Raw genomic sequence first — 24778 nt, 5'->3', positions numbered from 1 at the left:
TTAGCAAATTTAATTAAGATGTATTAATTATGAATTATTGATTTGAATTTATTTAAAATAAGTGGTTTTTATAGGTGAAAATTCAAAATTAACATTTTTTCACTGCTAAAACGCTAATTTTTAGGTGTATTAATTGCTATATTTGTCGGCTATGATAAAAATACTACTACTACAATGACAAAAAAACTATTAATTCCCCTGGTAGTCATAATGCAATCGCTTTGTGGCTATTCGCAATCTAACTTTTGGAGTGAAGTATCTGAAGAGCGTGTTGCTCCTTTAGAAAAGTCAGACCGTCTTGATATGCCTGTTGAGTACGGACTGTACCATCTTGACTTCGAAGCGATGAAAAATGTTCTTGCCACTGCCCCGTCAAGAAAAGATTTAACAACATCTGATGTTGTTGTTTATTTCCCTACGCCTACAGGGCAAATGGAAAAATTTGTTATCTATGAGGCCTCTATAATGCATCCGGGTCTTGCGGCTAAGTATCCTGGTATACAGTCATACGTTGGTAAAGGGATAGACAGTCCTTCAACAATGATTCGTTTTAGTACTACGCTTTTTGGGTTACACTCAATGGCTTTTACAACAAACGGTACTTATTATATAGATACATTCACAAAAGATCTTCAAAATTATATTGTATACAATAAATCAAGTCTTCCTGTAGGAAGCAGATCTTTTAGTTGTGATGCTCCTGATGCTGATGCACCGGCACAGTTTGGTGCTAAATTTACGCCTAAAAATGTTTTAGCGGATGATGGTACTTTAAGAACTTACAGGCTGGCAATGGCCTGTACTTATTCTTATGCACTTTATCATATGCAGGCTGCAGGTGTTACATCAGGAACAACTTTACAAAAGAAAGAAGCTGTTCTTGCTGCTATGAATGTGACAATGACCAGAGTAAATGGTATTTATGAGAAAGATGCAGCCGTTACTATGGAGATAATAGACGGTAATGAAGATATAATTTTTGTTACCAACTCAAGTGATCCGTTTTCAAGTGAAAATGGTGGAACTCTTTTAAATGAAGTACAGGATGTGATTGATGATGGAGTAGGTTTTTCAAGCTACGATATAGGTCACGTTGTGAGTACAGGTGGTGGCGGTATTGCTCAGCTTGGTTGTGTTTGTTCTTCAAGCAAGGCCAGAGGGGTAACGGGTAGTCCGGCTCCTGTAGGTGATGCTTATGATGTTGATTATGTTTCTCACGAAATGGGACATCAGTTTAGTGCTACACACACATTTAATGCCAGTGGTGGCGGTACAGGAAGTTGTAATGGTAACAGATCGGGCTCTACTGCGGTTGAACCGGGTAGTGGTACTACTATTATGGGCTATGCAGGTATATGTGCTAATGCCGATGTGCAACAACATTCAGACGACTATTTCCACGCGGCAAGCTTAGTGCAGATATTTAATTTTGTTAGTAACTCAGCAACTTGTGCAGTTGAGACACCTAATAATAATACTGCTCCAGAAATTGATGCTTTTGATCAGCCTTCATACTATATACCTGCTTCTACGGCATATGTTTTAAGAGGTAATGCTACAGATGCAGATGGAGATGCTCTTACTTATTGCTGGGAAGAAACAGATGCTAATGGTTCATCTAGTACAGGTGCGCCAAGCCCTATTTCAAGCTCTGGTCCGTTATACAGGTCTTTAAGCCCTACAGAGTCTTCAGTAAGATATATGCCTAACTTTAGCAGTGTGTTAGCAAATAACCTAACACCAACATGGGAGGTTACACCTGTTGTAGCAAGAACACTTAATTTTGCACTTACTGTAAGAGATAATGCGGTGCCAAACGGAGGACAGACTGCCAGACGTAATTTACAGGTTTCTGTTTTAAGTTCTGAAGGTCCGTTTGCGGTTACTTCTCAAAATCAATTTAATGTTACATGGCAAACGGGCACCAGCCAAACTGTTACCTGGGATGTGGCCGGTACAGATAGCGGTCTTATCAACGTATCTAATGTTAATATTTTATTGTCTACAGATGGAGGTGCAACATTTGAAATGCTTGTTGAAAACACTCCAAATGACGGTTCAGAATCATTCACTGTTCCTACAGATACTCCTCTTTCTACAGACTGTAGAGTTATAGTTGAGTCTGTAGGTAATATTTTTTATGCTGTGAATTTAAGTGCATTTACTATTACTGATATTGCGGGTGTTGAAGATTTTGGTCTTGATGGATTTACACTTTATCCAAACCCTAATAATGGTAACTTTACTGTACAGTTTAATTCAGACTCTACAAACGATATCAATATTGCTGTTTACGATATGAGAGGCAGACAGATATTTGGTAATGTATATACTAATACAGGTTTAATCTCTAAAGAGCTTAACCTGCAGGGAGTGCAATCCGGAGTTTATTTAGTAAACGTTCAGGATGGTAGCCGAAAAGAAGTGAAAAGAATAGTGGTTCAGTAATCACTATTTAACAGATATAAAAAAGGCGCTTATTTAATAAGCGCCTTTTTTTATTTTATATCAGCTATAATGATATTGGTTTTTTGATTCTCAATAACCTTGGGAACAGTTATAATTACCTTACCGTCCCTGTATTCGGCATAGCCGTCTTTTACCTCATAGTATCCTGCTACACCTTTACAGTAACAAAATACTCCAAACAGCATTTTTATCTCACTGTCTTTGTTTAACGAAGCAACATCGCTGTTGGTTTCGATAATTACCTCTTCGCTATAGAAATCATCCTGAGCGCGGGGATCTGACTTTTTATTGTATTTGTAAGTCAAAATACTTTTGCCTTCATGGCTGGTCATATTATAACGCATTTTACCCACGCCGTCTTCAGTCAAGATCATGCTAGTGTCTTTTGCTACTGCAAAAGTACAGTCGCCGTTTGCAGGGCATTCACTTTGCAGGTTATACTTACCTGACTGTAAAAGGGTTTTTTGACCTCCGCATGCGGTAAGCACAGCAGCAAAGGCTAGAGCTATAGTAAGTTTTTTCATAGTTTTATTTTAGTTTATAAAAACAAACTTTACGCCAAATTACATATTAATGGTTAAATCACTGGTGTAATTAGGAATTATTTACCATTAAAAGTATTCATGGTATTGTTTAGTCCGGCAAGAGCAAACGATTTAATAGCTTCGCAGGCTACATCCAGTCTTTCAGAGAGTTTTGCTTTTTCCTCTTCGCTCCATTCGCCTAAAACATAGTCTACCTGTTGTCCTTTTTTAAACTCATCGCTTATCCCGAAACGAAAACGAGGATATTCTGCCGAGTTAAGTAGCTGCTGAATGTTTTTAAGTCCGTTATGACCTCCGTCACTGCCTTTAGCTTTCATTCGTATTGTTCCGAAAGGAAGATTAAGGTCATCAGTAACCACAAGCAGGTTTTCTTTAGGGATATTTTCTTTATCCATCCAGTATTTAATGGCTTTACCGCTAAGGTTCATGTAGGTGTTAGGTTTTAGCAGGAACAGTATTCTTCCTTTTACCTTTACCTGTGCCAGTGCGCCCAGTTTAGCGGTTTCAAACGATTCTCCTTCCTGTTGTGCGAGCCTGTCTACCACTTTAAACCCAATATTGTGGCGTGTGTTTACATATTCGGCACCTATATTGCCCAGGCCTGCTATAAGATATTTTTTCATAGGATCGGTAGTGTGTACTGTCGTATTTTGTTTAAAAAGGTTTGTAAGCCATTTCATGGTTCAAAAATAGCTAATAACCAGAATAAAAAAAAGCGTCCTGTGTAGGACGCTTTTCTGTATGATAGAAGATTGATTATTTTTTCTTCTTTGTAGCTTCTTTTGCAGCTTTTGCAGCTTCCTGAGCAGCTTTCATTGCAGCACGTGAAATTCTTACCTGTGCAACAACAGTGTTGTCCGGGTGAAGTAACTTGAAGTTATCTGTAGGAACTTCAGTAACATAAAGTTTGTTACCCATTTCAAGGTTAGTGATATCTGCTTCAACGAAGTCAGGAAGGTTAGCAGGTAAAGCTCTAACTTTCAGTTTACGTTGGTTAAGACGTAAAACACCACCAGCCATAACACCTTTAGAGTTACCAATAACTTTAACCGGTACTTCCATAGTGATTTCTTTTTCATCGCTTAATTGGTAAAAGTCGATGTGAAGAATTTTATCGTTTACAGGGTGAAACTGGATATCCTGTAGGATAGCGTTGTAAGTTTTACCGTTAAGGTCAATTACCACAGTGTGTACGTTTGGAGTGTAAACAAGGCTTTTAAATCCTTTTTCTTCTGCAGTAAAGTGTACTGGCTGATCTCCTCCGTATAACACGCAAGGTACCATTCCAGCATTACGTGCCGCACGCGTTGCCGCTTTGCCCACGCTTTCTCTTTCAGATCCTTTGATCGTAATTGATTTCATTTGTGAAATATATTAATTAATAAAAATAAATTACATTAAAAATTTACCGCTTATTGAGTTGTTGCTGTTTACTTTGTGCATTACATCAGCAAACAGTTCAGCACAAGTAACTACGCGTATTTTGCTGCTCTCTTTTTTAAGCGGAATACTATCGGTAACAATCAGTTCAAGAAGCTGAGAGTTTTCGATTTTCTCATAAGCACTACCAGATAGAATAGGGTGTGTACATATAGCTCTTACGCTTAATGCACCTCTTTCCATCATCATGTCGGCAGCTTTTGTAAGTGTACCTCCTGTGTCAACCATATCGTCAACAAGAACAATGTGGCGACCTCTAACATCACCAATAACTTCCATAGTTTCGATAACGTTAGCTTGTTTTCTTTGTTTGTAACAAATAACTACATCGCTACCTAAAAATTTAGAGTATGCATAAGCTCTTTTAGAACCACCCATATCCGGAGAGGCGATGGTAAGGTTTTCAAGATTAAGGCTCTTAACATATGGTAAGAATATTGTAGATGCAAACAGGTGGTCTACCGGTTTTTCGAAGAAGCCCTGAATCTGGTCTGCGTGAAGATCCATAGTCATGATTCTTGTAGCACCTGCTGATTCTAGAAGCTTAGCAACCAGTTTAGCTCCTATCGGAACTCTTGGTTTGTCTTTTCTGTCCTGTCTTGCCCATCCAAAGTAAGGTATTACTGCAGTGATGTGTCTTGCAGATGCTCTTTTAGCAGCATCTATCATCAGTAATAGTTCCATTAGATTGTCTGAACTTGGGAAAGTAGAGCAAACAAGGAAAACACGAAGTCCCCTTATAGACTCTTCAAATGATGGTTGAAACTCACCGTCACTGTATTCTGAAAAGGTAACTTTACCTAATTCTGCACCGTAACTTTTGGCGATTTTTTCTGCCAGATATACACTGTTAGAACATGAAAATATCTTTGCTTCCGGCTCCATGTATGACATCTTAAATACTTGTTTTGTAGTTATTTAGTGTGTTGTTTTCGTAAACGAGGTGCAAATTTAGGAATTTAATTGAACTCTGGAAGTTTTTTTGGGTTATTTTTCGGCTCAATTGGAATTATTTTTTACATTTGCACCCACAATAACCGTTAATAGCCTGGATGGCGGAATTGGTAGACGCGCACGACTCAAACTCGTGTACTACGGTGTGTGGGTTCGATTCCCACTCCAGGTACAAAACCCGTTAGCATATAGCTTTCGGGTTTTTTTATTGTATTTTCTTTATAACATAAGTCACTATTCCCCAAACCATAAACTGATTTGCTTCGGTAACCTTTAACGGTTTGTACGACTTATTTTCAGGCATAAGGTATAAGCTGTCGGTTTCGGTTAATAGTCTTTTAACTGTAAATTCTCCATCTATTAGGCACACGGCTATTTTTCCGTTGCCGGGCTCCAGGCTGCGATCTACCACCAGTATGTCGGCATTGTTTATACCGGCATCAATCATGGAATTGCCCGATACCCTTATATAAAAAGTACTTAACGGATTTTTAGAGAGCTCTTTGTTAAGATCTATCCTTGTTTCCATAAAATCCTGCGCCGGCGATGGAAATCCTGCCGATACCCCATGTGAAACAAACGGAAGTCCGTTTCTGCTTTCCATATCGGGTGCATATACATTAAGCGCTCTGTATTTATTACTAACTGTCAACATTTATCTGTAATATTTCGTTAATATTAGTGGTATATCTGGGAGAGAGCATGTTTTGTTTCATGTCCCATGTCTTTTTTTCCTGTGAGGCAAGTCGTATTACGCGTTCGCCCATTTTTGCATTAACCTTGTCCAATGTTTTCATGAGAGACATGTGCTTTGGGTTTTCGTCTGTAAATAAATTAAACTGGCGGGTATTTTCGGGGATAAGGTCCGATACTATAACTCCGGCTTTTTTAAATTTTACAGAAACCGTTTCCGGTAATAAGCTTTTCAATAGTGATATAGCAGTATTGCTTATAGTAATGCCCGACTGTGTAGCGAAAGGAAGTAACACAGCCCTACTGTAATAATACTTTTGGCTTGCTGTTTTATGCTTGTCGGCTACAAGGGTTACAATAATGGTTTGGCAACAGCTTTTTTGTTTTCTCAGTTTTTCGGCAGTGACCATAGCAAATGTGGTTATACGTTCCCGTAGTAAATCAAAGTCGGTTATCTGTTTTGGGAAAGTACGTGTAGTGGCAATGGTTCTTCTTACTTCCGGCACCTGTCCGTCACCAATAGCCGGATTTCCTTCCAGTTCATATTTAATGCGCATGCCTACTACGCCCATTTCTTTTCTTATCCATGGTTCTATGTGGGATAGCGTAAAATCGTATGCCGTATTTATGTTTCTTGCTTTTAGTTTTTTTACGGTTCGGTAACCAATGCCCCAAACGTCTTCTATCTTTAACCACTTTATGGCTTTAAGGCGTTTTTCATTGGTGTCTATTACATATACGCCTCCGGTTTTTTCCTGATATTTTTTGGCAATCCTGTTAGCGGCTTTAGATAATGTTTTAGTAGGAGCAATACCAACGCATATAGGTAGTCCTACCCATTTCCATACTCTTTCTCTCATTTCAAGTCCATAAGTATAGAAGTCGTTAACGTCAATGCCGTTAAAATCTAAAAAGGCTTCGTCTATACTATACACTTCCACATTTGGGGTAAATCCTTCCATGATTTTCATAACCCTCTCACTCAGGTCACCATACAGGGGATAATTGGATGAAAACACCTTTATATTGTTTTGCTGTAATAGTTCTCTTATCTTAAATTCCGGGGAGGCCATTGGTATACCAAGTGCTTTAGCTTCCTCACTTCTTGATATGATGCATCCGTCGTTGTTTGACAGTACTACAACAGGTTTATCCTGCCATTGCGGCTGGAAAGCTCTTTCGCAGGAAACGTAAAAGTTATTACAGTCAATTAGTGCATACATAGTACAAATTTAGATTATTTTCTCTTATGTAAGAAAATAATCTTATATGATTTTTCTCTTTCAGTTAAAAAAAGTCTAAAACCCTTGTATGGTGGGGGATAACGGACTTTTATCCGTAAATTTATAGGACAATTAAAAACATAAAATATGTCATTATTAAAAGATAAAGTGGCTGTTGTTTCCGGTGCGGGATCGGGAATAGGAAGAGCCATTGCAGAAACATATGCCCGTGAAGGTGCAAAAGTTGTAATTACCGATATTAACGAAGCACATGGGGAGGAAACTGTAGCCGCTATTAAGAAGGCCGGAGGAGAGGCTTTTTTTATTAAGGCAGATTCTTCTAAGGCTGAGGATAATAAAAAACTGGTTGAAGCTGTTGTAGCTAAATATGGCAGACTTGATGTTGCCTGTAATAATGCCGGTATGGGCGGTCCTGCTGCGCCAACGGGAGAGTATGATATTGATGGTTGGGACAGGGTTATTGCTCTTAACCTTAGCGGAGTGTTTTATGCCTGTCGTTACCAGATTGAACAAATGATGAAAAACGGTGGTGGAAGTATTGTAAATATTGCTTCTATACACGGTACGGTGGCTGCCCCAAATAGTCCGGCATATACAGCCTCTAAACACGGGGTTGTTGGTCTTACTAAAAATATTGCAGCCGAGTATGGACAAAAAAATATTAGGTGTAACGCCGTAGGACCGGGTTATATTGAGACACCATTGTTAACAGATCACTTGAATAAGGAAATGATGGATGCAGTAGCTTCAAAAAGTACTATGAACAGGTTGGGTACTCCGCAGGAGATAGCTGAGCTTGTTACTTTTTTAAGTTCGGAAAAATCATCCTTCACTACCGGAAGCTATGTTATTGCCGATGGCGGATATACTTCAATATAATAGAGAAGTAAGTATATAAAATAAAAATGCCCGTTATTAAACGGGCATTTTTTATATCGTTTTGTTATTTACTATAAGTAAGCTAAAACCATGTCAGGGAAAATACCTAACAGGATATTAAGCAGTATCGCAACTACAGCTACAGCTGTATAAGCAAACGGAACGGCCTGTTTTTCTTCGGTACTTTCTTTAGTGTACATAGCGAGGATAAGCTTAAAGTAGTACCCCACACTTATTATAGAGTTCACCACAGCTATGATAACAATAGCAACCTGTCCGGCTTTTAATGCCTGGTTAAACAGGAAGAATTTAGCGAAGAATCCTGAGAAAATAGGTATACCCGCCATAGATAGCAATGCAGATGTAAGCACGGCTGCCATTAATGGGTTTGTTTTACCAAGCCCGTTAAACTTAAAGCTGTCTTCATTTCTCTTATCACCACAAACGCTTATTACTACTGCAAAGGCTGCAATACCGGCAAGGGTATATGCTGCTGCATAGTAAAATAAAGTACCTGCTGTTACCGGTGGGTTAAGGAATACCATTAGCATAAAACCGGCATGCGATATACCCGAGAATGCCAGCATACGCTTAACATTGTTTTGTTTTAATGCTGTAAGGTTACCTACAAACATAGATAATACAGAAACTATTATAAGTACGGTTACATACGTTCCCGGTACCTCCAGGTTAATACCTCTCATTAGTTTATAAAAGGCAGCCATTGCCGCAACTTTAGCCAGCGTACTCATGGTAGCTGTAGTTAAGGCAGGAGATCCTTCGTATACATCGGGAGCCCAGAAGTGGAATGGTACGGCTGCTATTTTAAACAGTAATCCTATGGTTAACAGTACTACACCAGGGAAAAACCATCCTTTTGCAGCACCTGTACTTACAGCTTCATAAATTGCAGCAATGTCAAATGCTCCTGTAGCACCATATATTAAAGCGATACCAAACAGGATAAGACCTGATGCAAACGATCCCATAAGGAAGTATTTCATACCTGCTTCGTTACTGCTAACGTTTTTAGGCTCGCTGGCAGCAAGTACATAAAGTGATATGGATAAAATTTCTATACCAAGGAAGAACATTGCCATATTACCAAAAGAAACCATGGCAACAGCACCTGCAAGCAGAAATAGTTTTATAGAGATAAAATCAGATAACTTGGCTTTGTGCTCTTTATGGAAGTCAGGGCTTAGTGCTACCAAAAATGTGGTAAGTACTATGAACAGTGAAGAGAAAAGTGTCCCATAATTGTTTTGAATAATCATGTTGTTATAGAACGAACGTTGCTCCATATTTAAATTAGCCACGTGAACACCCGGTATATTTACCAGATTTAGGCACAGTATAGCCAATAGACCGATAATAGTAACCGGTACAATTGCTTTTCTCAGGTTGAAAATTTCAGCTATAAGGCATATAATCCCTAATCCTGCAATAGCTATTAATGTAGTCATTTCTTATCGGGCTTAATTATCTGTTTATTAAATTTAATGTGTTCTCTAGTGCCGGTGTGATAAAGTCTATTATCGGTTTAGGGTATAAACCAAAGAATAATAAAATACCTATTATAGTTACAAATACAAAACCTTCACCAAAAGTAACATCGGCAAATGGTTTAGCATTTTGTTCACCAAGCATTACCTGCTGGAACATTCTAAGCATATAAAATGCACCTAATATAATGGTTGTTCCTCCCAGTACTGCAATCCATATATTGGTTTGCGCTAAACTGTAAAGTAACTCAAACTCTCCAATAAAGTTAAAGGTAGCAGGCAGTGCAACAGAAGCCAGTACCAGTATCATGAACATAGAGGTGAAACGCGGAGTTTGTATACGTATACCTCCCATTTCGCTTATTTCGGTAGTATTATATCTGCGGATGATAATCTCAGCAGCATAGAAAAGACCTACTACTACAAAACCGTGAGCAATCATTTGCAGTACTGCACCTCTTAAACCATCAAGAGTAAGGGTGTAAGCACCTGCAGCAATAAGACCAACGTGAGCAAGAGATGAGTATGCCAGTAATTTTTTAAGATCCTGTTGTTTTAATGCCAGTATTGAACCATAAATAACACCCGCCACGCATAGTATAATAAGCACATGCATGTACTCTTTTGCCGGAGCCGGAGCTAAAGGAAGCTGCCATCTTATAATACTGTATATTGCCATTTTCAGCATAATACCCGATAGTAACATTGTACCGGCAGATGGTGCTTTTTGATACACGTTTGCCTGCCATGTATGGAATGGTATAATCGGAATTTTAATAGCATAAGCCAGGAAGAAAGCAAGGAAAATCCAAAACTGCTCCTTATCTGTTAGGTTTACCCTTACAAGTGCTCCGTTTGTAAAAGATCCTGTTTTTTGATATAGGTAAATAAATGCAACAAGCATAAATAGTGAACCTGCGAAAGTGTAGATGAAAAATTTAATAACATCTTTTTTTCTTGCTTCGGCTTCACCACCACCCCAAATAAGTGCAATAAAGTAAATTGGGATTAACGAAAGTTCCCAGAATATGTAGTATACAAATCCGTCTGCGCTTAAAAATGTACCAACCATGGCAAATGCCATAAATAGTATAAGAGCATAAAAAGACTTAGCGTTTTTAAACGTATTTTTTAGTGTAGCAAGTATTATAATTGCTGTTAGCGAGGTTGTAAGCAATACCATTATAAGCGATAGTCCGTCACCAACAAGGCTAATGGATATCATTGGATTTTTAATCCAGCGGGTTACAGAGTTTACGTTTTCGCCATTGTTTAATAGGTTTACTGTACAAAGCGTGACAGCAAAAGCAGCAACACTAAATAGCAGTGCGACTTTTGAAGCCCATTTATTTCCTGCAAAATAAGTAGCTGCAGCTCCAATCAGTAAAGTGATAAGTATAAATGATACGTCCATCAGGTATGAATTATTTTGCTAAAAAGATATAAACGATTATTGAACATATACCCAGTACAAAAGCAAACAGGTAAAAACCAATGCTTCCGTTCTGGAGTGTTTTGCCTTCGGTACCTAATACGTTGGCAAGTTTACCTAAGCCGAAAATAAATCCTGAAATGGCAACCTCGATAGCATTTTTAAAGAAGCTACCCAGTGCATAAATAGGTTTTACTATAAGGGCTGTGTATATTTCGTCAACATAAAATTTGTTGTAAAGTACTTTGGCAAAGCCTGTAATCTCGCTGTCCTGACCCGGTACAGAAGATTGTTTGATATATTTAGCATAAGCTAATCCAATACCTATAAATGCACCTATAATGGCTACACCCATAAGCATGTACTCTGTAGTACCCATGTGGTGGTGTTCACTTTGCTTAGCGATAACAGGAGCTAAATATTCATTTAACCAGCTGTTGCCGGGTAAGCTTATGGCACCTCCTACAAGTGCTAATATAGCCAGTACTATTAGAGGGAATGTAATAAGTCCCGGAGACTCGTGTAAATGTTTTTTCTGTTCTTCCGTACCTCTAAAATCTTTATAGAAAGTTAGGTAAAGTAAACGGAACATATAGAATGCTGTCATGATAGATGCAACCGACCCAATAACCCAAAGTGGTTTGTTGTCGTGGAAAGCAGTCATTAATATCTCGTCTTTAGAGAAGAATCCAGAGAATGGTGGTAAGCCCGAAATGGCAAGGGTAGAGATAAGGAAAGTAATAAATGTAACTTTCATCACCTTACGAAGACCACCCATATAGCGCATGTCCTGCTCGCCGTGCATAGCGTGGATAACAGAACCCGAACCCAGGAATAAACAAGCTTTAAAGAAAGCGTGTGTAATAACGTGGAATACTGCTATTTGATATGCTCCTAAACCTAAAGCAAGGAACATTAAACCTAACTGTGATACAGTAGAGTAAGCCAGTACTTTTTTGATATCATTTTGAATCAAACCAATAGAGGCAGCAATAAGTGATGTTACCGCACCTACTATGGCAATAATGTTTTGTACTTCGGGAGCAAGGTCAAAAAGGAAGTTTAGCCTTGTGATCATAAAGATACCTGCAGTTACCATGGTAGCGGCGTGGATAAGTGCCGATACCGGAGTAGGACCCGCCATTGCATCCGGTAACCAGGTGTAAAGCGGAATTTGAGCACTTTTACCACAAGCACCAATAAATAAACATAGTGCAGCGATAGAAATTCCCCATGATGGTTGAAGAAGCTTACCGCTTTCAATAGCAGTTCTTATAACTGTATAATCCAGTGAGTTGAATATGAAGCCCAGTATAAAGATACCGATAAGGAAACCAAGGTCACCTATACGGTTCATAATGAATGCTTTTTTAGCCGCATCGTTATAATCATGGTTTTTGTACCAAAACCCGATAAGCAGGTATGAACATAAACCTACACCTTCCCAGCCTATAAACATAATAAGTAGGTTGCTACCCATTACAAGGGTAATCATGAAGAATACGAAAAGGTTTAGGTATGCAAAAAATTTGTGTACGTTTTCGTCATCATGCATGTAGCTGATGGAGTACATGTGGATTAGTGTACCGATACCTGTTACGAACATTAGCCATAACAGCGAAAGCTGATCCAGCTGAAAAGCAATGTTTACTTTAAAGTTTCTAAGCTGCATCCATTCAAACAGGTCTATCATTACCGGCTCTTTTGAGCTGCTTACCTGTAAAAAGAACGAAAGCGTTACGGCAAATGATGTAGCCACGGCAACTGTACCCAGTATACCCGGCAGGTTACCGCTTAATTTTTTTCCTGCAAATACGTTAATCAAAAACCCTATAAAAGGGGCTAGAAGTAGTAGTAATGCCAAATTAGTCTCCATTAGGCGTTATCCTTTTAATTTTTTTAAACTGTCTATATCAATGTTATTCAGGTTCCTGTAAATAGCCACAAGAATGGCAAGACCCACGGCAACTTCTGCTGCTGCAACAGCCATGGAGAAAAATACGAATACCTGTCCTGCTGCATCCTGATGGTATGTAGAAAATGCTACTAAAAGCAGGTTAACCGCATTTAGCATAATTTCTATAGACATGAACATCACGATAGCGTTTCTTCTGAAAAGAACTCCAAACACACCTACACAAAATAGTAATGTGGAAAGATAAATGTAGTTCTCAATACCTATCTGTTGTAATATATTTTCCATACTAGCTGTTTATGTGTTCTTTTTTAGACAATAATACGGCTCCAATCATAGATACAAGAAGCAGTACCGAAGCAAACTCAAACGGAACCATATACTCGTTAAGCAGTACCTTACCCAGTACTTTAATAGACTGGTAATCCTGTCCTGAAACCTGATAGCCCTCAATAACCGGCTGTGCTTTGATAAACGTTGCCAGTAGTACAAAAGCTACAAGTCCTAAGGCGATAACTGCCGCAAACCTTGTGAGTACTGATTTGTTTTGTTCATCTTCCTTATTAAGGTTCATGAGCATTATGGTAAAGAGCATCAGGATCATGATGGCTCCTGAGTAAACAATAATGTGTACAATTGCAAGGAACTGAGCATTGAACAGTAAGTAATGTCCTGCTATAGAGAAAAAGCAAAGTACAAGATAGATAGCACTGTGGATAGGGTTTTTGCTAAGAATAGTCAAAAATGCAGTTCCCAGTGTAATGGCCGATAAAATATAGAATACTGTAAGCATATTAATTAGCCGTTTTCATTTGAGTGTTCTTAATAGCCATATCAAGTGGCATAACCAGTTTTTCTTTTCCGTAGATGAAATCTTCCCTGTCGCTTGAAGGTTTTACCATTACTCTTGATTTTGTAAGGTAAATAGCCTGTTTAGGGCAAGCCTCTTCACAAAGTCCGCAGAAAATACATCTAAGCATGTTAATCTCATAGATAGATGCATATTTCTCTTCCCTGTACAGGTGTTTCTCTTCCGGTTTTCTTTCTTCAGCTTTCATGGTAATAGCTTCGGCAGGGCACGACAGCGCACAAAGCCCACAGGCAGTACAGCGCTCTCTTCCTTCCTCATCACGCATAAGCATGTGCTGGCCACGGTACACCGGGCTAAGTTCCCTGGTTTGGTCAGGGTACTTAATGGTTACCTTTCTTTTAAATAAATGTCGGATTGTAATAAGTAATCCTTTAACTATCGCCACAAGATAAAGGCTTTCCCAAAAACTCATCTTTTTGTTGGAAACCTCTTTTTTTCTTCCCGATAATGATATGGTTTCTATAGACATTTTTATCTTTTATTAATCCGTCCTTGTGCAGGAGGTATTCAATTAATTTCTCTAGATCAGTAGCTTACTGAGTAAGCAAAATAACTATTCCCGTTACTACAATGTTTGCTATGGCAAGCGGGATTAGCATTTGCCATCCTAAGCGCATTAGCTGGTCATAACGGAATCTTGGTATTGTCCATCGTACCCACATATAGAAGAATATGAAGAAGCACAGTTTGGCAAATAATACCACTATACCTATAATGTTAGCGATGTTAACACCCCAGTTCTCTTCTGCCCACTGCATACCCGGGTAGTTGTAAGCCCCAAAGTAAAGTACGGCAAGAATAGTAGAAGAGATAAACATACTCGCATATTCTGCAAAAAGATAGAATCCCATTTTCATGGAAGAGTACTCAGTGTGGTAACCACCAATAAGCTCGGCCTCACACTCAGCAAGGTCAAACGGAGTACGGTTTGTTTCGGCAAACGAACATACAAGGAATATAAGGAATCCTACCGGCTGGTAAAATACATTCCAGTTCATACCGCTTTGTTGTGCAGCCATTTCACGAAGGCTAAGTGTACCTGTCATCATTACAAGAGCAATGATTGCAAGTCCCATAGCAACCTCATACGAAATCATTTGTGAAGCGGCACGCATGGCACTCATAAGGGAGAACTTGTTGTTAGAAGCCCATCCGCCTATCATAATACCATAAACACCTATGGATAATACTGCAAAAATAAACAGCATGGCAACGTTAATATCGGTTGCCTGAAGGATAATGTCGCGACCGAAAAGGTGAAGCTTATCGCCCCACGGAATAACGGCACTCGTCATTAATGCTGTACTCATAGATATGGCAGGTCCTGCTATGAACAGGAATTTGTTTGGTGTATTAGGGAAAAACTCTTCTTTGGCAAAAAGTTTTAAACCATCGGCAAGCGGTTGAAGTATACCTCCTTTACCGGCGCGGTTAGGCCCTATACGATCCTGGAGCCAGGCAGCAATTTTTCTTTCGGCTAGTGTAGCATACATTGCCATTAACATGGTAATGGCAAATATTATAACAATAAAAATACCTTTTTCTATTACTATTGTCTGTTCCATATCTATACGTTACCTTCTTTATATACCTTTTCTTCTTTTTCCTTAAGCGGAACGGCAGGCATACTGATTTTCTTCCTGTCTTTGTCCCTACCTAATAAAATGTTCTTTTCGGTATCAATTTTAACTGGTTCAATTTCTCGGGTATAGTTGTTCTGGTTGATTACAGAATCTTTCTCGAATTTTCTAGGACCTTCAATTACCCAGTCATTAACATCTTTGTGGTCAAAACGGCACTCGTTGCAAATAAATTCCTCCACCTCATGGTATTGGTCTTTACGGGCAGTAACCCTTTGTATTTCGTTACCAAACATCCACAATGTAGTTTTCCCACAGCATTTGTCACAGTCTCTGTGAGCGTTGAATGGTTTGTTAAACCATACCCTTTGCTTAAAGCGGAATGTTTTATCAGTAAGTGCTCCTACCGGGCAAACATCAATCATGTTTCCTGAGAACTCGTTGTCAATAGCTTTAGAGATACAAGTAGAAATCTGAGCGTGGTCACCACGGTTTACAACTCCGTGTACCCTGTTATCAGTAAGCTGATCGGCAGTCATAACACAACGGTAGCAAAGAATACAGCGGTTCATGTGAAGCTGAATTTTGTCGCCAATGTTTTCCGGTTCAAACGTTCTTCTTTCTTCTATGTAACGTGTTTTAGCCGAACCGTGCTTAAAGCTTAGGTTCTGTAGGTCACATTCACCTGCCTGATCACAAATAGGGCAATCCAGCGGGTGGTTTATCAATAAGAATTCGGTTACCGATTTTCTGGCGTCAAGCACCCTTTCAGAAGTGATGCTTTTTACCTCCATACCGTCCATAACACCGGTTACGCACGATGCCATTAGTTTAGGCATAGGCCTTGGGTCGGCTTCGCTACCTTTAGAAACCTCTACTAAACAGCAACGGCATTTACCACCGCTACCTTTTAGTTTAGAGTAGTAGCACATTGCCGGCGGCACAGATTCTCCGCCTATCATTCTTGCAGCCTGCAGGATGGTGGTCCCCGGTTCTACATTTATTTCCTGACCGTCTATTGTTACTTTCATTTTGTATCCTTGGTTTGAAAGTTTACTGGTACTTTCGACTTTAACTTAATAACTCAGTTATATTTCCTGCTTTGCTACCAGATGTTTCACCTTTTCAAAAGGCTCGGCAACAAAGTGATCTCTGTTCTTAATTTTTTCAGGGAAACGAACGTGGTATTCAAACTCTTCCCTAAAGTGGCGTATAGCTGCCGCTACCGGCCATGCTGCTGCATCTCCTAACGGACAAATGGTGTTACCCTCAATTTTTCTCTGGATATCCCATAGCAGCTCAATATCTTCCTCACGACCGTGACCGGTTTCAATTCTGTGAAGTACTTTTTCCATCCATCCTGTACCTTCACGACATGGCGAACACTGTCCGCAGCTTTCGTGGTGGTAAAAACGGGAGAAGTTCCAGGTGTTACGAACAATACAGGTAGTATCGTTATATACGATGAAACCACCTGAACCAAGCATAGAGCCTGACTGGAATCCGCCTTCGCTTAACGACTCGTAACTCATTAAACGGTCACCGCCTTCGGCATTTTTAAAAATAAGGTTTGCCGGTAAGATTGGCACCGACGAACCTCCCGGAACTAAGGCTTTTAAAGGCCTATCGTCCATCATACCGCCTAAGTACTCGTCAGAGTTCATAAACTCATCTACACTTAAGCCAAGTTCTATTTCATATACCCCAGGGTTTTTAATGTGACCTGAAGCAGATATAAGTTTTGTTCCTGTAGATCGCCCAATACCTATTTTGGCATATTCTTCACCGGTATTGTTTACAATCCATGGCACGGCAGAGATAGACTCTACATTGTTTACCACTGTTGGGTTAGACCATAAACCGCTTACTGCAGGGAACGGAGGTTTGATTCTTGGATTACCTCTTTTACCTTCAAGCGATTCTATAAGTGCGGTTTCCTCACCACAAATGTAAGCTCCGGCACCACAGTGTACGTGCAGGTCAAGGTCGTAACCTGAACCTAATATGTTTTTGCCCAGCCAACCTGCAGCATAGGCTTCTTTAATTGCTTTTTCCAATATGCGGAATACCCACATATATTCGCCACGTATATAGATGTAAGAAAGGTTACAGCCCAGTGCATAACTTGAGGTAATCATACCTTCAATAAGCAGGTGAGGGATGTACTCCATCAGGTAACGGTCCTTAAAGGTTCCCGGCTCAGACTCATCGGCATTACATACCAGGTGTCTTGGTTTTCCTGATTTTTTATCAATAAAGCTCCATTTAAGTCCGGTAGGGAAACCAGCCCCTCCGCGTCCTCTTAATCCTGAAGCTTTAACCTGTTCCACAACTTCATCCGGGGTCATGCTTTTTATGGCTTTCTCTACAGAGCGATACCCTCCGTTTTGGCGGTATACTTCGTAGGTTTTAATACCCGGTACGTTTGCGTGTTCTAATAATATTTTCATTCCCATTGTTACTTTGGTATAATGGTCCTAGTGTAAATTAACTTTGCCGTTCCTGCAATCTTCAATAATCTGGTCTACCTTCTCTTTGGTAAGGTTTTCCTTGTAGTAGTCGCCCAACTGCATCATTGGAGCATAACCACATGCTCCAAGGCACTCAACACCTACTACGGTAAACATACCGTCGGGAGTGGTTTCACCTTCTTTAATGCCCAGTTTTTCGCAGGTGTAATCCATAAGGTTTTCGGCACCGCGAATGGCACAGCATGAAGTCCTGCAAAATTCAAACATGTATTTGCCTATAGGCTTTTGGTTGTACATGGTGTAAAAAGAAACCACCTCATAAACCTCAATAGGTTTAATTTCCAGTATTTCGGCCACCTTGTCCTGAAGCTCTATACTAAGCCAGTTATCGTGTGCATCCTGTACTTCGTGAAGTACCGGTAGCAGTGCCGATTTTTTCTTATCGGCAGGGTAGTGGCTTAATAGTTCGTTGATGCGTTCCATAAGTTGCGCATCTATATTGATAACCTGTTTTGCGTTTGAAATTTCCATAATCCTTAAGCGTCTAGTTCGCCTGCAATAACATTGAGGCTTGATAGTGTTGCAATTGCGTCAGACAGCATTTGTCCTTTAATCATATCGTTAAAAGCCTGGTAGTATATAAAACACGGCCTTCTGAAATGTAATCTGTATGGTGTACGGCTACCATCGGTAATAAGGTAAAAACCAAGTTCTCCGTTACCGCCTTCCACAGGGTGGTACACTTCTGTAACCGGTACAGGTACTTCACCCATAACGATTTTAAAGTGGTAAATAAGCGCTTCCATGTTAGTGTAAACGTCTTCTTTCGGAGGGAGGTAATAGTCCGGTACATCGGCATGGTAAGGTCCTTCAGGAAGCTTATCAAGTGCCTGGCGTATAATTTTAAGGCTTTCCCAAACCTCTGCATTACGCACACAGAACCTGTCGTAAGTATCTCCTGATTTACCAACCGGTACATTAAATTCAAAGTCTTCGTAAGAGCTGTATGGCTGCATTACACGAATGTCATAATCTACACCCGCTGCCCTAAGGTTAGGACCTGTAAAGCCATAGCTCATTGCCTTTTCGGCAGAAATAGGGCCAACGTTAATGGTACGGTCCATAAAAATCCTGTTACGTGTAAGCAGGTTTTCAAAGTCTTCCCAAATTTTTGGGAATTCGTCCATAAATTCGTTGATCTTTTTAAAAGCGGCAGGACTCCAGTCCCTTTCAAAACCGCCTATGCGTCCCATGTTTGTAGTAAGTCGGGCGCCACATATTTCTTCGTATATCTCGTATATTTTTTCCCTGTACTGAAATACATAAAGGAAACCTGTAAGGGCTCCTGTGTCTACACCAAGTACTGAGTTACATATAATATGGTCTGCGATACGGGCAAGTTCCATAATAATAACCCTTAGGTACTGTACTCTTTTAGGTACTTCTATGCCTAATGCTTTTTCTAATGTCATCCACCAACCCATATTGTTAATTGGGGCAGAACAGTAGTTCATCCTGTCTGTTAGCGGAGTAATTTGATAGAACGGCCTGTTTTCGGCAATTTTTTCAAAAGCACGGTGTATGTATCCTACTGTACCTTCGCCATCAAGAATTCTTTCACCATCCATTAAAAGGATGTTTTGAAAAATACCGTGTGTGGCAGGGTGTGTAGGCCCAAGGTTTAGTACAGATAGTTCGCTGCCGTCTTCATTACGCCTTTCCTCAATCTGTTTGGCATAGCGATGTTCTGGTGGTAATAACAGGTCTGACATTTTATATCAAAAATTATTTCAGGTTATTATTAGCATTATCGGTTGTCCTACCAAAGAAACGGTCATCCTTATCGGTACGGCCGCCATCTTCCATAGGGAACTCTTTTCTCATAGGGAACGATTCCATCTCGTCCATATTCAGTATCCTTTTAAGCTGCGGATGACCTTTAAATATAATGCCATAAAAGTCATAAGTTTCGCGCTCCTGCCAGTTAGCCCCTAAAAACAGGTTTGTGGCAGTGTCTACCTCAGGTTTATCTCCGTTAAGGAAACATTTAAACCTAATGCGCACATTGTCCATCCAGTTGTGCATGTGGTATACCACGGCAAACTGTCTGTCCTTCTCAAAATCAGGATAGTGTACACCACAAATATCGGTTAGGAAGTTAAAGCGTAAAGTATCGTCTTCTTTAAGAAAACGCATTACATCGTTCATTGAGTTGGAGTCAACCTCAAAGGATAGTATATCATGTTGCTGAACAAATCCGGCTACCTTGTCACCAAATTTATCTGTAAGCTTGTCCTGTATAACAGTTGTTTCTAAAGCCATATTACTTTATGAAATATTATAAGAAGCTAATAATTCTTTATATTCAGGAGAGTTTCTTCGTCTAACCGATTCTGATTTTACAATCTCCTGCAGGCTCATTATACCTTCAAGGATCTGTTCCGGTCTTGGAGGGCATCCCGGTACATATACGTCTACGGGAATTACTTTGTCAATACCCTGCAGTACCGAATAAGTATCGAATACTCCGCCTGACGATGCGCACGCACCAACTGCGATTACCCATCTTGGCTCACTCATTTGCTCGTAAACCTGACGTAATATAGGTGCCATTTTTTTAGCAATGGTACCCATAACCAGCAGCATGTCTGCCTGGCGCGGAGAGAAACTCATACGCTCAGACCCGAAACGTGCCACATCATAATGTGATGCCATTGTTGCCATGAACTCAATACCACAACAAGAAGTTGCAAATGGTAAAGGCCATAGTGAGTTAGCACGTGCCAAACCTACTACAGAGTCTAGTTTGGTTGCAAAAAATCCTTCGCCCTGAACTCCTTCAGGAGCGTCTACTAATTTTATATCTGATGAATTGCTCATAGTAATTTAATTTTGATTATCAGGTTATTATGCTACAAAAAGCATACCTGATACTATTCCCATTCCAATCCTTTTTTCTTGATAACGTAAAAGAACCCAACAACAAGTAGGGTCATAAAGATACCCATTTTGTAGAAGCCTTCAAATCCCATTTCGCGGAAGTTAACAGCCCAAGGGTACATAAATATTACCTCTACGTCAAACAATACAAACAGGATAGCTACCAGAAAGTACTTTACAGAGAAAGGAATACGTGCGTTACCTACAGACTCTACACCACACTCAAAGTTTTTGTCTTTGTTTATGGAGCTCCTTTTAGGTCCTAAAAAGTTTGATACAGCAATGGTTGTAGCCACAAAGCCTACTGCCAGTAGGGTTTGCATTAATATAGGATAGAAATCTACCTGAGTTGAAGATTGCATAATCGGGTCTTTTTATTAAATCAATTCACAAATATACATGTCCTGTGTGAACTATTTAAAGGATTTGCCGATTGATGAAGTTGTATATGGTTAATTTTTATTTAGAACGAATAAAAATAAGAAGAGACTGTTTTTGCTGTGTATGCCGAATTACTAAAAACAGGGTTTTTATGTTAATTATATCTTAAAGAAAGGATTAAAAAACTGTATTTTTACTGGGAATTATGCAATAAAAAAAGCTGCTCTGGTGAGCAGCTTTAAGCCTTTGTAAGAGGTAATTTAATAATTCAGTATATTAAATAATAGCAACTTTAGCTGCTACTTTACCTTTTCTTCCTTCTTCTTCTTCGTAGCTTACTTTGTCTCCTTCACGAAGATTCTCTACGTTGATTCCGGTAGCATGAACAAAAATTTCATTGCCTGTTTCGTCGTCTACAATGAAACCGTAACCTTTAGATTCATTGAAAAATTTTACTTTGCCTGTGCGCATAAGGGTAATATAAAAAAATTAATAATAACTCAAAGGTAATCTTAATTATGACATGGCAAAGGAAAAATGTTAAAAAATTTTGGAGTTTTTTTTATTTATACTCCTTTGTTAAGAAATTTTAAAATTAAAGTTGAAAATCCCAGTTAAGTATTAAGTTAAATGCGTTAGTCTTTAAGGTATTGTTTGCAGAATTGTTAATATTTTTAAGGCCATAATTGTGCCTTATTTCAATATTAAGGTTTTGTTTTTACCATAAAGAGAGGGGAGTTTCTATGTTGTAAAAGCATTAAAAAAATGAAAATCCGGATTTATTAATTATATAATAATAAACCCGGATTTAATGTATCTGTTTATAGGTGTAGAAATTACTTCAGCTTAATGTGAAGTTCTTCCAGCTGTGCATTGTTGATTACAGAAGGAGCATCGATCATTACATCACGACCCGAGTTGTTTTTAGGGAACGCAATAAAGTCCCTGATTGTTTCCTGTCCGCCAAGTATCGCTACAAGCCTGTCAAAACCAAATGCTAGTCCGCCGTGTGGTGGTGCACCATATTGGAATGCATCCATAAGGAATCCAAACTGTGCTTTAGCCTCTTCATCTGTAAAGCCAAGGTGTTTAAACATAAGCGCCTGTACATCTTTATCGTGTATCCTGATAGAACCACCGCCTATTTCGTTACCGTTTAAAACAAGGTCATAAGCGTTTGCTCTTACTTTACCCGGATCGGTTTCCAGTAACGGAATGTCTTCCGGTTTTGGCGATGTGAACGGGTGGTGCATAGCGTGGAATCTTTCGCTATCCTCGTCCCACTCTAATAACGGGAAGTCTACAACCCAAAGTGGTGCAAACTCATCTGGTTTTCTTAAGCCAAGGCGTGTTGCCAGTTCCATACGCAAGGCGCTTAAGCGTGTACGTGTTTTAAAGGCATCGCCTGAAAGTACTAATATAAGGTCTCCGGCATTGGCTCCGGTAATTTCTGCCCATTTTTTAAGGTCTTCCTGATCGTAAAACTTATCTACAGATGATTTGTAAGTACCACCTTCTTCACATTTTACATATATCATACCGCTGGCGCCTACCTGTGGACGTTTTACCCAGTCAATAAGTGCATCGATTTCTTTACGTGTGTAAGCTGCACCGCCCGGTACGGCAATACCCACTACAAGTTCAGAGCTGTTAAACACCCCGAAATCTTTGTGTTGTGCCACTTCGTTAAGCTCGCCAAACTCCATCCCGAAACGAATGTCCGGTTTGTCGTTACCGTATTTTCTCATGGCTTCGTCATAAGTCATTCTCGGGAAAGCGCCTGTTTCCACTCCTTTAAGTTCTTTTAAAAGGTGACTTGCAAGTCCTTCAAAAGCCTGCATAATGTCTTCCTGCTCCACAAATGCCATTTCGCAGTCAATTTGTGTAAACTCAGGCTGTCTGTCGGCACGAAGGTCTTCGTCACGGAAACATTTTACAATCTGGAAGTATTTGTCCATACCACCTACCATAAGCAACTGCTTAAAGGTTTGTGGCGATTGCGGAAGTGCATAAAACTGACCCTCGTTCATTCTTGATGGTACGATAAAGTCACGCGCTCCTTCGGGAGTTGATTTTATAAGTACAGGTGTTTCTACCTCTATAAAGCCTTGTGCAGAAAGGTAATTTCTTACCTCCATCGCTACTTTATGACGGAAAAGAAGGCTGTTTTTAACCGGATTACGACGAATGTCCAGGTAACGGTATTTCATCCTGATATCTTCACCACCGTCGGTTTCATCCTCAATAGTGAAAGGAGGTACCTGTGCTGCGTTAAGTATAGTAAGTTCTTTAACCAGGATCTCGATATCTCCTGTAGCCATGTTAGGGTTTTTAGACTCACGCTCTATAACGGTACCTTTTACCTGAATTACAAATTCACGTCCAAGGGTTTCGGCAAGTTCAAAAACATCTTTCTGGGTTCTGGCTTCGTCAAATATTAACTGTGTTACGCCATAACGATCCCTAAGGTCGGTCCAGATAAGGAAACCTTTGTTACGTGTTTTTTGTACCCATCCTGCGAGAGTTACTTCCTGGTTGATATGTGAAGCATTAAGTTCTCCACAATTATGACTTCTATACATTATCTCAATTAATTTTAGAGTGCAAATTTAGAAACAATTACGAATAATGCCTGAGTTTAGAGTAGCAAAAATTATAAATGTATGTATATAGGTGTAAGTCTTTATCTGTATGAATAATTTCTGTATGTAAATTTAATGTTAAGTAAAAGATGCTGTAAAATGAAAATGGTAAGTAAAAACTTAAAAAAATATGGTTTTGTTACTTATTGAAGGTGATTTGTGAGAATTTTTTTAATACTAGGGTTTTGTGTGTCAACCCTAGTATTTACAAGGGTTTTGGCTAATATCCACATAATTCGTATGTTAAATTTTAATTCAATGTTACCAAATTGTTAACTCAACGTATATTTAATGTAAAATAATTTTGTATATTCGTATATATAAATGGTAAATATAAACACAAAACTGATATGAGAAAGATTATTATTGCCGGGATGCTATTATCAGCAGGTTTAATTTCAGCACAGGAAAACGTAAAGCCAAAATATGAATTAGAAAGCCAAACAGTTAAAGCTACTTTTTATTATGATAACGGACAAGTAAAAAAAGAAGGTTCTTATAATAAAGACGGTAAGCTTCACGGAACGTGGGTGGCTTATAATGAAGACGGAACAAAGCAGGCAATAGGTGAGTACACTAACGGAAAGAAAACAGGAAAATGGTTCTTTTGGACCGGATCTATCCTTAATGAGGTAGATTATACAGACAGCAGGATCGCAGATATTAAAAAGTGGTCTAAAGAAGCTGTAGTTGTAAATAAATAAGTCGTTGATTTATTTATTGAGAAAAGGCTGTAAGTAGTAAACTTACAGCCTTTTTTTTGTAAAAATAGAATACACTAATCACTTACCAATCTACTAAGATTGTGGAAAGGTGG

The 24778-nt window shown here is 39.3% G+C and carries 25 protein-coding genes and 1 tRNA gene; 4 read left to right on the top strand and 22 right to left on the bottom strand.

The window, feature by feature from the left end; genetic code table 11:
• Positions 1–174: 174 nt before the first annotated feature.
• Positions 175–2448, top strand: coding sequence for a zinc-dependent metalloprotease (locus Q763_RS13900; protein WP_035135353.1), 2274 nt, complete (start codon positions 175–177; stop codon positions 2446–2448).
• Positions 2449–2498: 50 nt separating this feature from the next.
• On the opposite strand, the gene Q763_RS13895 is transcribed toward Q763_RS13900, so the two are convergent.
• From Q763_RS13895 to Q763_RS13880, 4 genes are all read right to left on the bottom strand, one after another.
• Positions 2499–2993 (bottom strand): hypothetical protein, encoded by a 495-nt coding sequence (locus Q763_RS13895; RefSeq protein WP_035135351.1) that lies wholly within the window; start codon positions 2991–2993, stop codon positions 2499–2501.
• 77 nt (positions 2994–3070) lie between these two features.
• A complete protein-coding gene (pth, locus tag Q763_RS13890; protein ID WP_232297526.1) occupies positions 3071–3694 on the bottom strand; it encodes an aminoacyl-tRNA hydrolase in 624 nt (207 codons plus the stop codon).
• A gap of 76 nt (positions 3695–3770) precedes the next feature.
• The gene (locus Q763_RS13885) at positions 3771–4376 is read right to left on the bottom strand and encodes a 50S ribosomal protein L25/general stress protein Ctc (protein WP_035135350.1); all 606 of its coding nucleotides are present in this window, start codon (positions 4374–4376) and stop codon (positions 3771–3773) included.
• 30 nt (positions 4377–4406) lie between these two features.
• Positions 4407–5348, bottom strand: a complete 942-nt coding sequence (locus Q763_RS13880; RefSeq protein ID WP_035135348.1) for a ribose-phosphate pyrophosphokinase — start codon at positions 5346–5348, stop codon at positions 4407–4409.
• 152 nt (positions 5349–5500) lie between these two features.
• Between Q763_RS13880 and Q763_RS13875 the strand changes: the two genes are divergently transcribed.
• Positions 5501–5580, top strand: a tRNA-Leu gene (locus tag Q763_RS13875).
• Between the two features lie 33 nt (positions 5581–5613).
• Here Q763_RS13875 and Q763_RS13870 read toward each other — a convergent pair.
• Both Q763_RS13870 and Q763_RS13865 read right to left on the bottom strand, forming a co-directional pair.
• Positions 5614–6063 (bottom strand): LexA family protein, encoded by a 450-nt coding sequence (locus Q763_RS13870; protein ID WP_035135347.1) that lies wholly within the window; start codon positions 6061–6063, stop codon positions 5614–5616.
• Positions 6050–7324, bottom strand: a complete 1275-nt coding sequence (locus tag Q763_RS13865) for a Y-family DNA polymerase (RefSeq protein WP_035135346.1) — start codon at positions 7322–7324, stop codon at positions 6050–6052. Before Q763_RS13865 ends, Q763_RS13870 begins: the two co-directional genes overlap by 14 nt.
• Before the next feature lie 147 nt (positions 7325–7471).
• Between Q763_RS13865 and Q763_RS13860 the strand changes: the two genes are divergently transcribed.
• On the top strand, positions 7472–8224 hold the full coding sequence (locus Q763_RS13860; protein ID WP_035135345.1) for an SDR family NAD(P)-dependent oxidoreductase: 753 nt from the start codon (positions 7472–7474) through the stop codon (positions 8222–8224).
• Between the two features lie 71 nt (positions 8225–8295).
• On the opposite strand, the gene Q763_RS13855 is transcribed toward Q763_RS13860, so the two are convergent.
• The 16 genes from Q763_RS13855 to aspS all read right to left on the bottom strand — a co-directional run bounded on the left by Q763_RS13855 (position 8296) and on the right by aspS (position 23901).
• A complete protein-coding gene (locus Q763_RS13855; RefSeq protein WP_035135343.1) occupies positions 8296–9690 on the bottom strand; it encodes an NADH-quinone oxidoreductase subunit N in 1395 nt (464 codons plus the stop codon).
• A gap of 16 nt (positions 9691–9706) precedes the next feature.
• Positions 9707–11143: a complex I subunit 4 family protein gene (locus tag Q763_RS13850; RefSeq protein ID WP_035135341.1), complete on the bottom strand. Its 1437-nt coding sequence runs from the start codon at positions 11141–11143 to the stop codon at positions 9707–9709.
• A gap of 10 nt (positions 11144–11153) precedes the next feature.
• Positions 11154–13037: an NADH-quinone oxidoreductase subunit L gene (gene nuoL / locus Q763_RS13845; RefSeq protein ID WP_035135339.1), complete on the bottom strand. Its 1884-nt coding sequence runs from the start codon at positions 13035–13037 to the stop codon at positions 11154–11156.
• A gap of 6 nt (positions 13038–13043) precedes the next feature.
• Complete coding sequence (nuoK, locus tag Q763_RS13840) at positions 13044–13364, bottom strand: NADH-quinone oxidoreductase subunit NuoK (protein ID WP_035135337.1); 321 nt, start codon at positions 13362–13364, stop codon at positions 13044–13046.
• Position 13365: 1 nt separating this feature from the next.
• On the bottom strand, positions 13366–13869 hold the full coding sequence (locus Q763_RS13835) for an NADH-quinone oxidoreductase subunit J family protein (protein WP_035135335.1): 504 nt from the start codon (positions 13867–13869) through the stop codon (positions 13366–13368).
• Between the two features lies 1 nt (position 13870).
• On the bottom strand, positions 13871–14416 hold the full coding sequence (locus Q763_RS13830) for a NuoI/complex I 23 kDa subunit family protein (RefSeq protein ID WP_035135333.1): 546 nt from the start codon (positions 14414–14416) through the stop codon (positions 13871–13873).
• A 64-nt stretch (positions 14417–14480) separates the two neighbouring features.
• Entirely contained in the window at positions 14481–15512 is a 1032-nt protein-coding gene (nuoH, locus tag Q763_RS13825; RefSeq protein WP_035135327.1) for an NADH-quinone oxidoreductase subunit NuoH, read from the bottom strand.
• Between the two features lie 2 nt (positions 15513–15514).
• On the bottom strand, positions 15515–16558 hold the full coding sequence (locus Q763_RS13820) for a 2Fe-2S iron-sulfur cluster-binding protein (protein WP_035135325.1): 1044 nt from the start codon (positions 16556–16558) through the stop codon (positions 15515–15517).
• A gap of 57 nt (positions 16559–16615) precedes the next feature.
• On the bottom strand, positions 16616–17983 hold the full coding sequence (gene nuoF / locus Q763_RS13815; RefSeq protein WP_035135323.1) for an NADH-quinone oxidoreductase subunit NuoF: 1368 nt from the start codon (positions 17981–17983) through the stop codon (positions 16616–16618).
• A 21-nt stretch (positions 17984–18004) separates the two neighbouring features.
• Positions 18005–18529 carry an NADH-quinone oxidoreductase subunit NuoE family protein gene (locus Q763_RS13810; RefSeq protein ID WP_035135321.1) on the bottom strand — a complete coding sequence of 175 codons (525 nt, stop codon included), beginning with the start codon at positions 18527–18529 and terminating at the stop codon, positions 18005–18007.
• Between the two features lie 5 nt (positions 18530–18534).
• Positions 18535–19770, bottom strand: a complete 1236-nt coding sequence (locus Q763_RS13805) for an NADH-quinone oxidoreductase subunit D (RefSeq protein ID WP_035135319.1) — start codon at positions 19768–19770, stop codon at positions 18535–18537.
• Between the two features lie 13 nt (positions 19771–19783).
• A complete protein-coding gene (locus tag Q763_RS13800; RefSeq protein WP_035135317.1) occupies positions 19784–20320 on the bottom strand; it encodes an NADH-quinone oxidoreductase subunit C in 537 nt (178 codons plus the stop codon).
• A 6-nt stretch (positions 20321–20326) separates the two neighbouring features.
• A complete protein-coding gene (locus Q763_RS13795) occupies positions 20327–20878 on the bottom strand; it encodes an NADH-quinone oxidoreductase subunit B (protein WP_035135315.1) in 552 nt (183 codons plus the stop codon).
• A 53-nt stretch (positions 20879–20931) separates the two neighbouring features.
• A complete protein-coding gene (locus Q763_RS13790; RefSeq protein WP_035135313.1) occupies positions 20932–21300 on the bottom strand; it encodes an NADH-quinone oxidoreductase subunit A in 369 nt (122 codons plus the stop codon).
• A gap of 295 nt (positions 21301–21595) precedes the next feature.
• Positions 21596–21790: a cold-shock protein gene (locus tag Q763_RS13785; RefSeq protein ID WP_035135311.1), complete on the bottom strand. Its 195-nt coding sequence runs from the start codon at positions 21788–21790 to the stop codon at positions 21596–21598.
• Positions 21791–22155: 365 nt separating this feature from the next.
• On the bottom strand, positions 22156–23901 hold the full coding sequence (aspS, locus tag Q763_RS13780) for an aspartate--tRNA ligase (RefSeq protein ID WP_035135309.1): 1746 nt from the start codon (positions 23899–23901) through the stop codon (positions 22156–22158).
• A 410-nt stretch (positions 23902–24311) separates the two neighbouring features.
• Here aspS and Q763_RS13775 point away from each other — a divergent pair, with 410 nt between their 5' ends.
• Complete coding sequence (locus tag Q763_RS13775) at positions 24312–24665, top strand: toxin-antitoxin system YwqK family antitoxin (RefSeq protein WP_035135307.1); 354 nt, start codon at positions 24312–24314, stop codon at positions 24663–24665.
• The last annotated feature ends 113 nt before the right edge of the window (positions 24666–24778 follow it).

The sequence above is a fragment of the Flavobacterium beibuense F44-8 genome, from assembly GCF_000769915.1.
Lineage (GTDB): Bacteria > Bacteroidota > Bacteroidia > Flavobacteriales > Flavobacteriaceae > Flavobacterium > Flavobacterium beibuense.
This window is presented reverse-complemented; position numbering and strand designations above follow the sequence as displayed.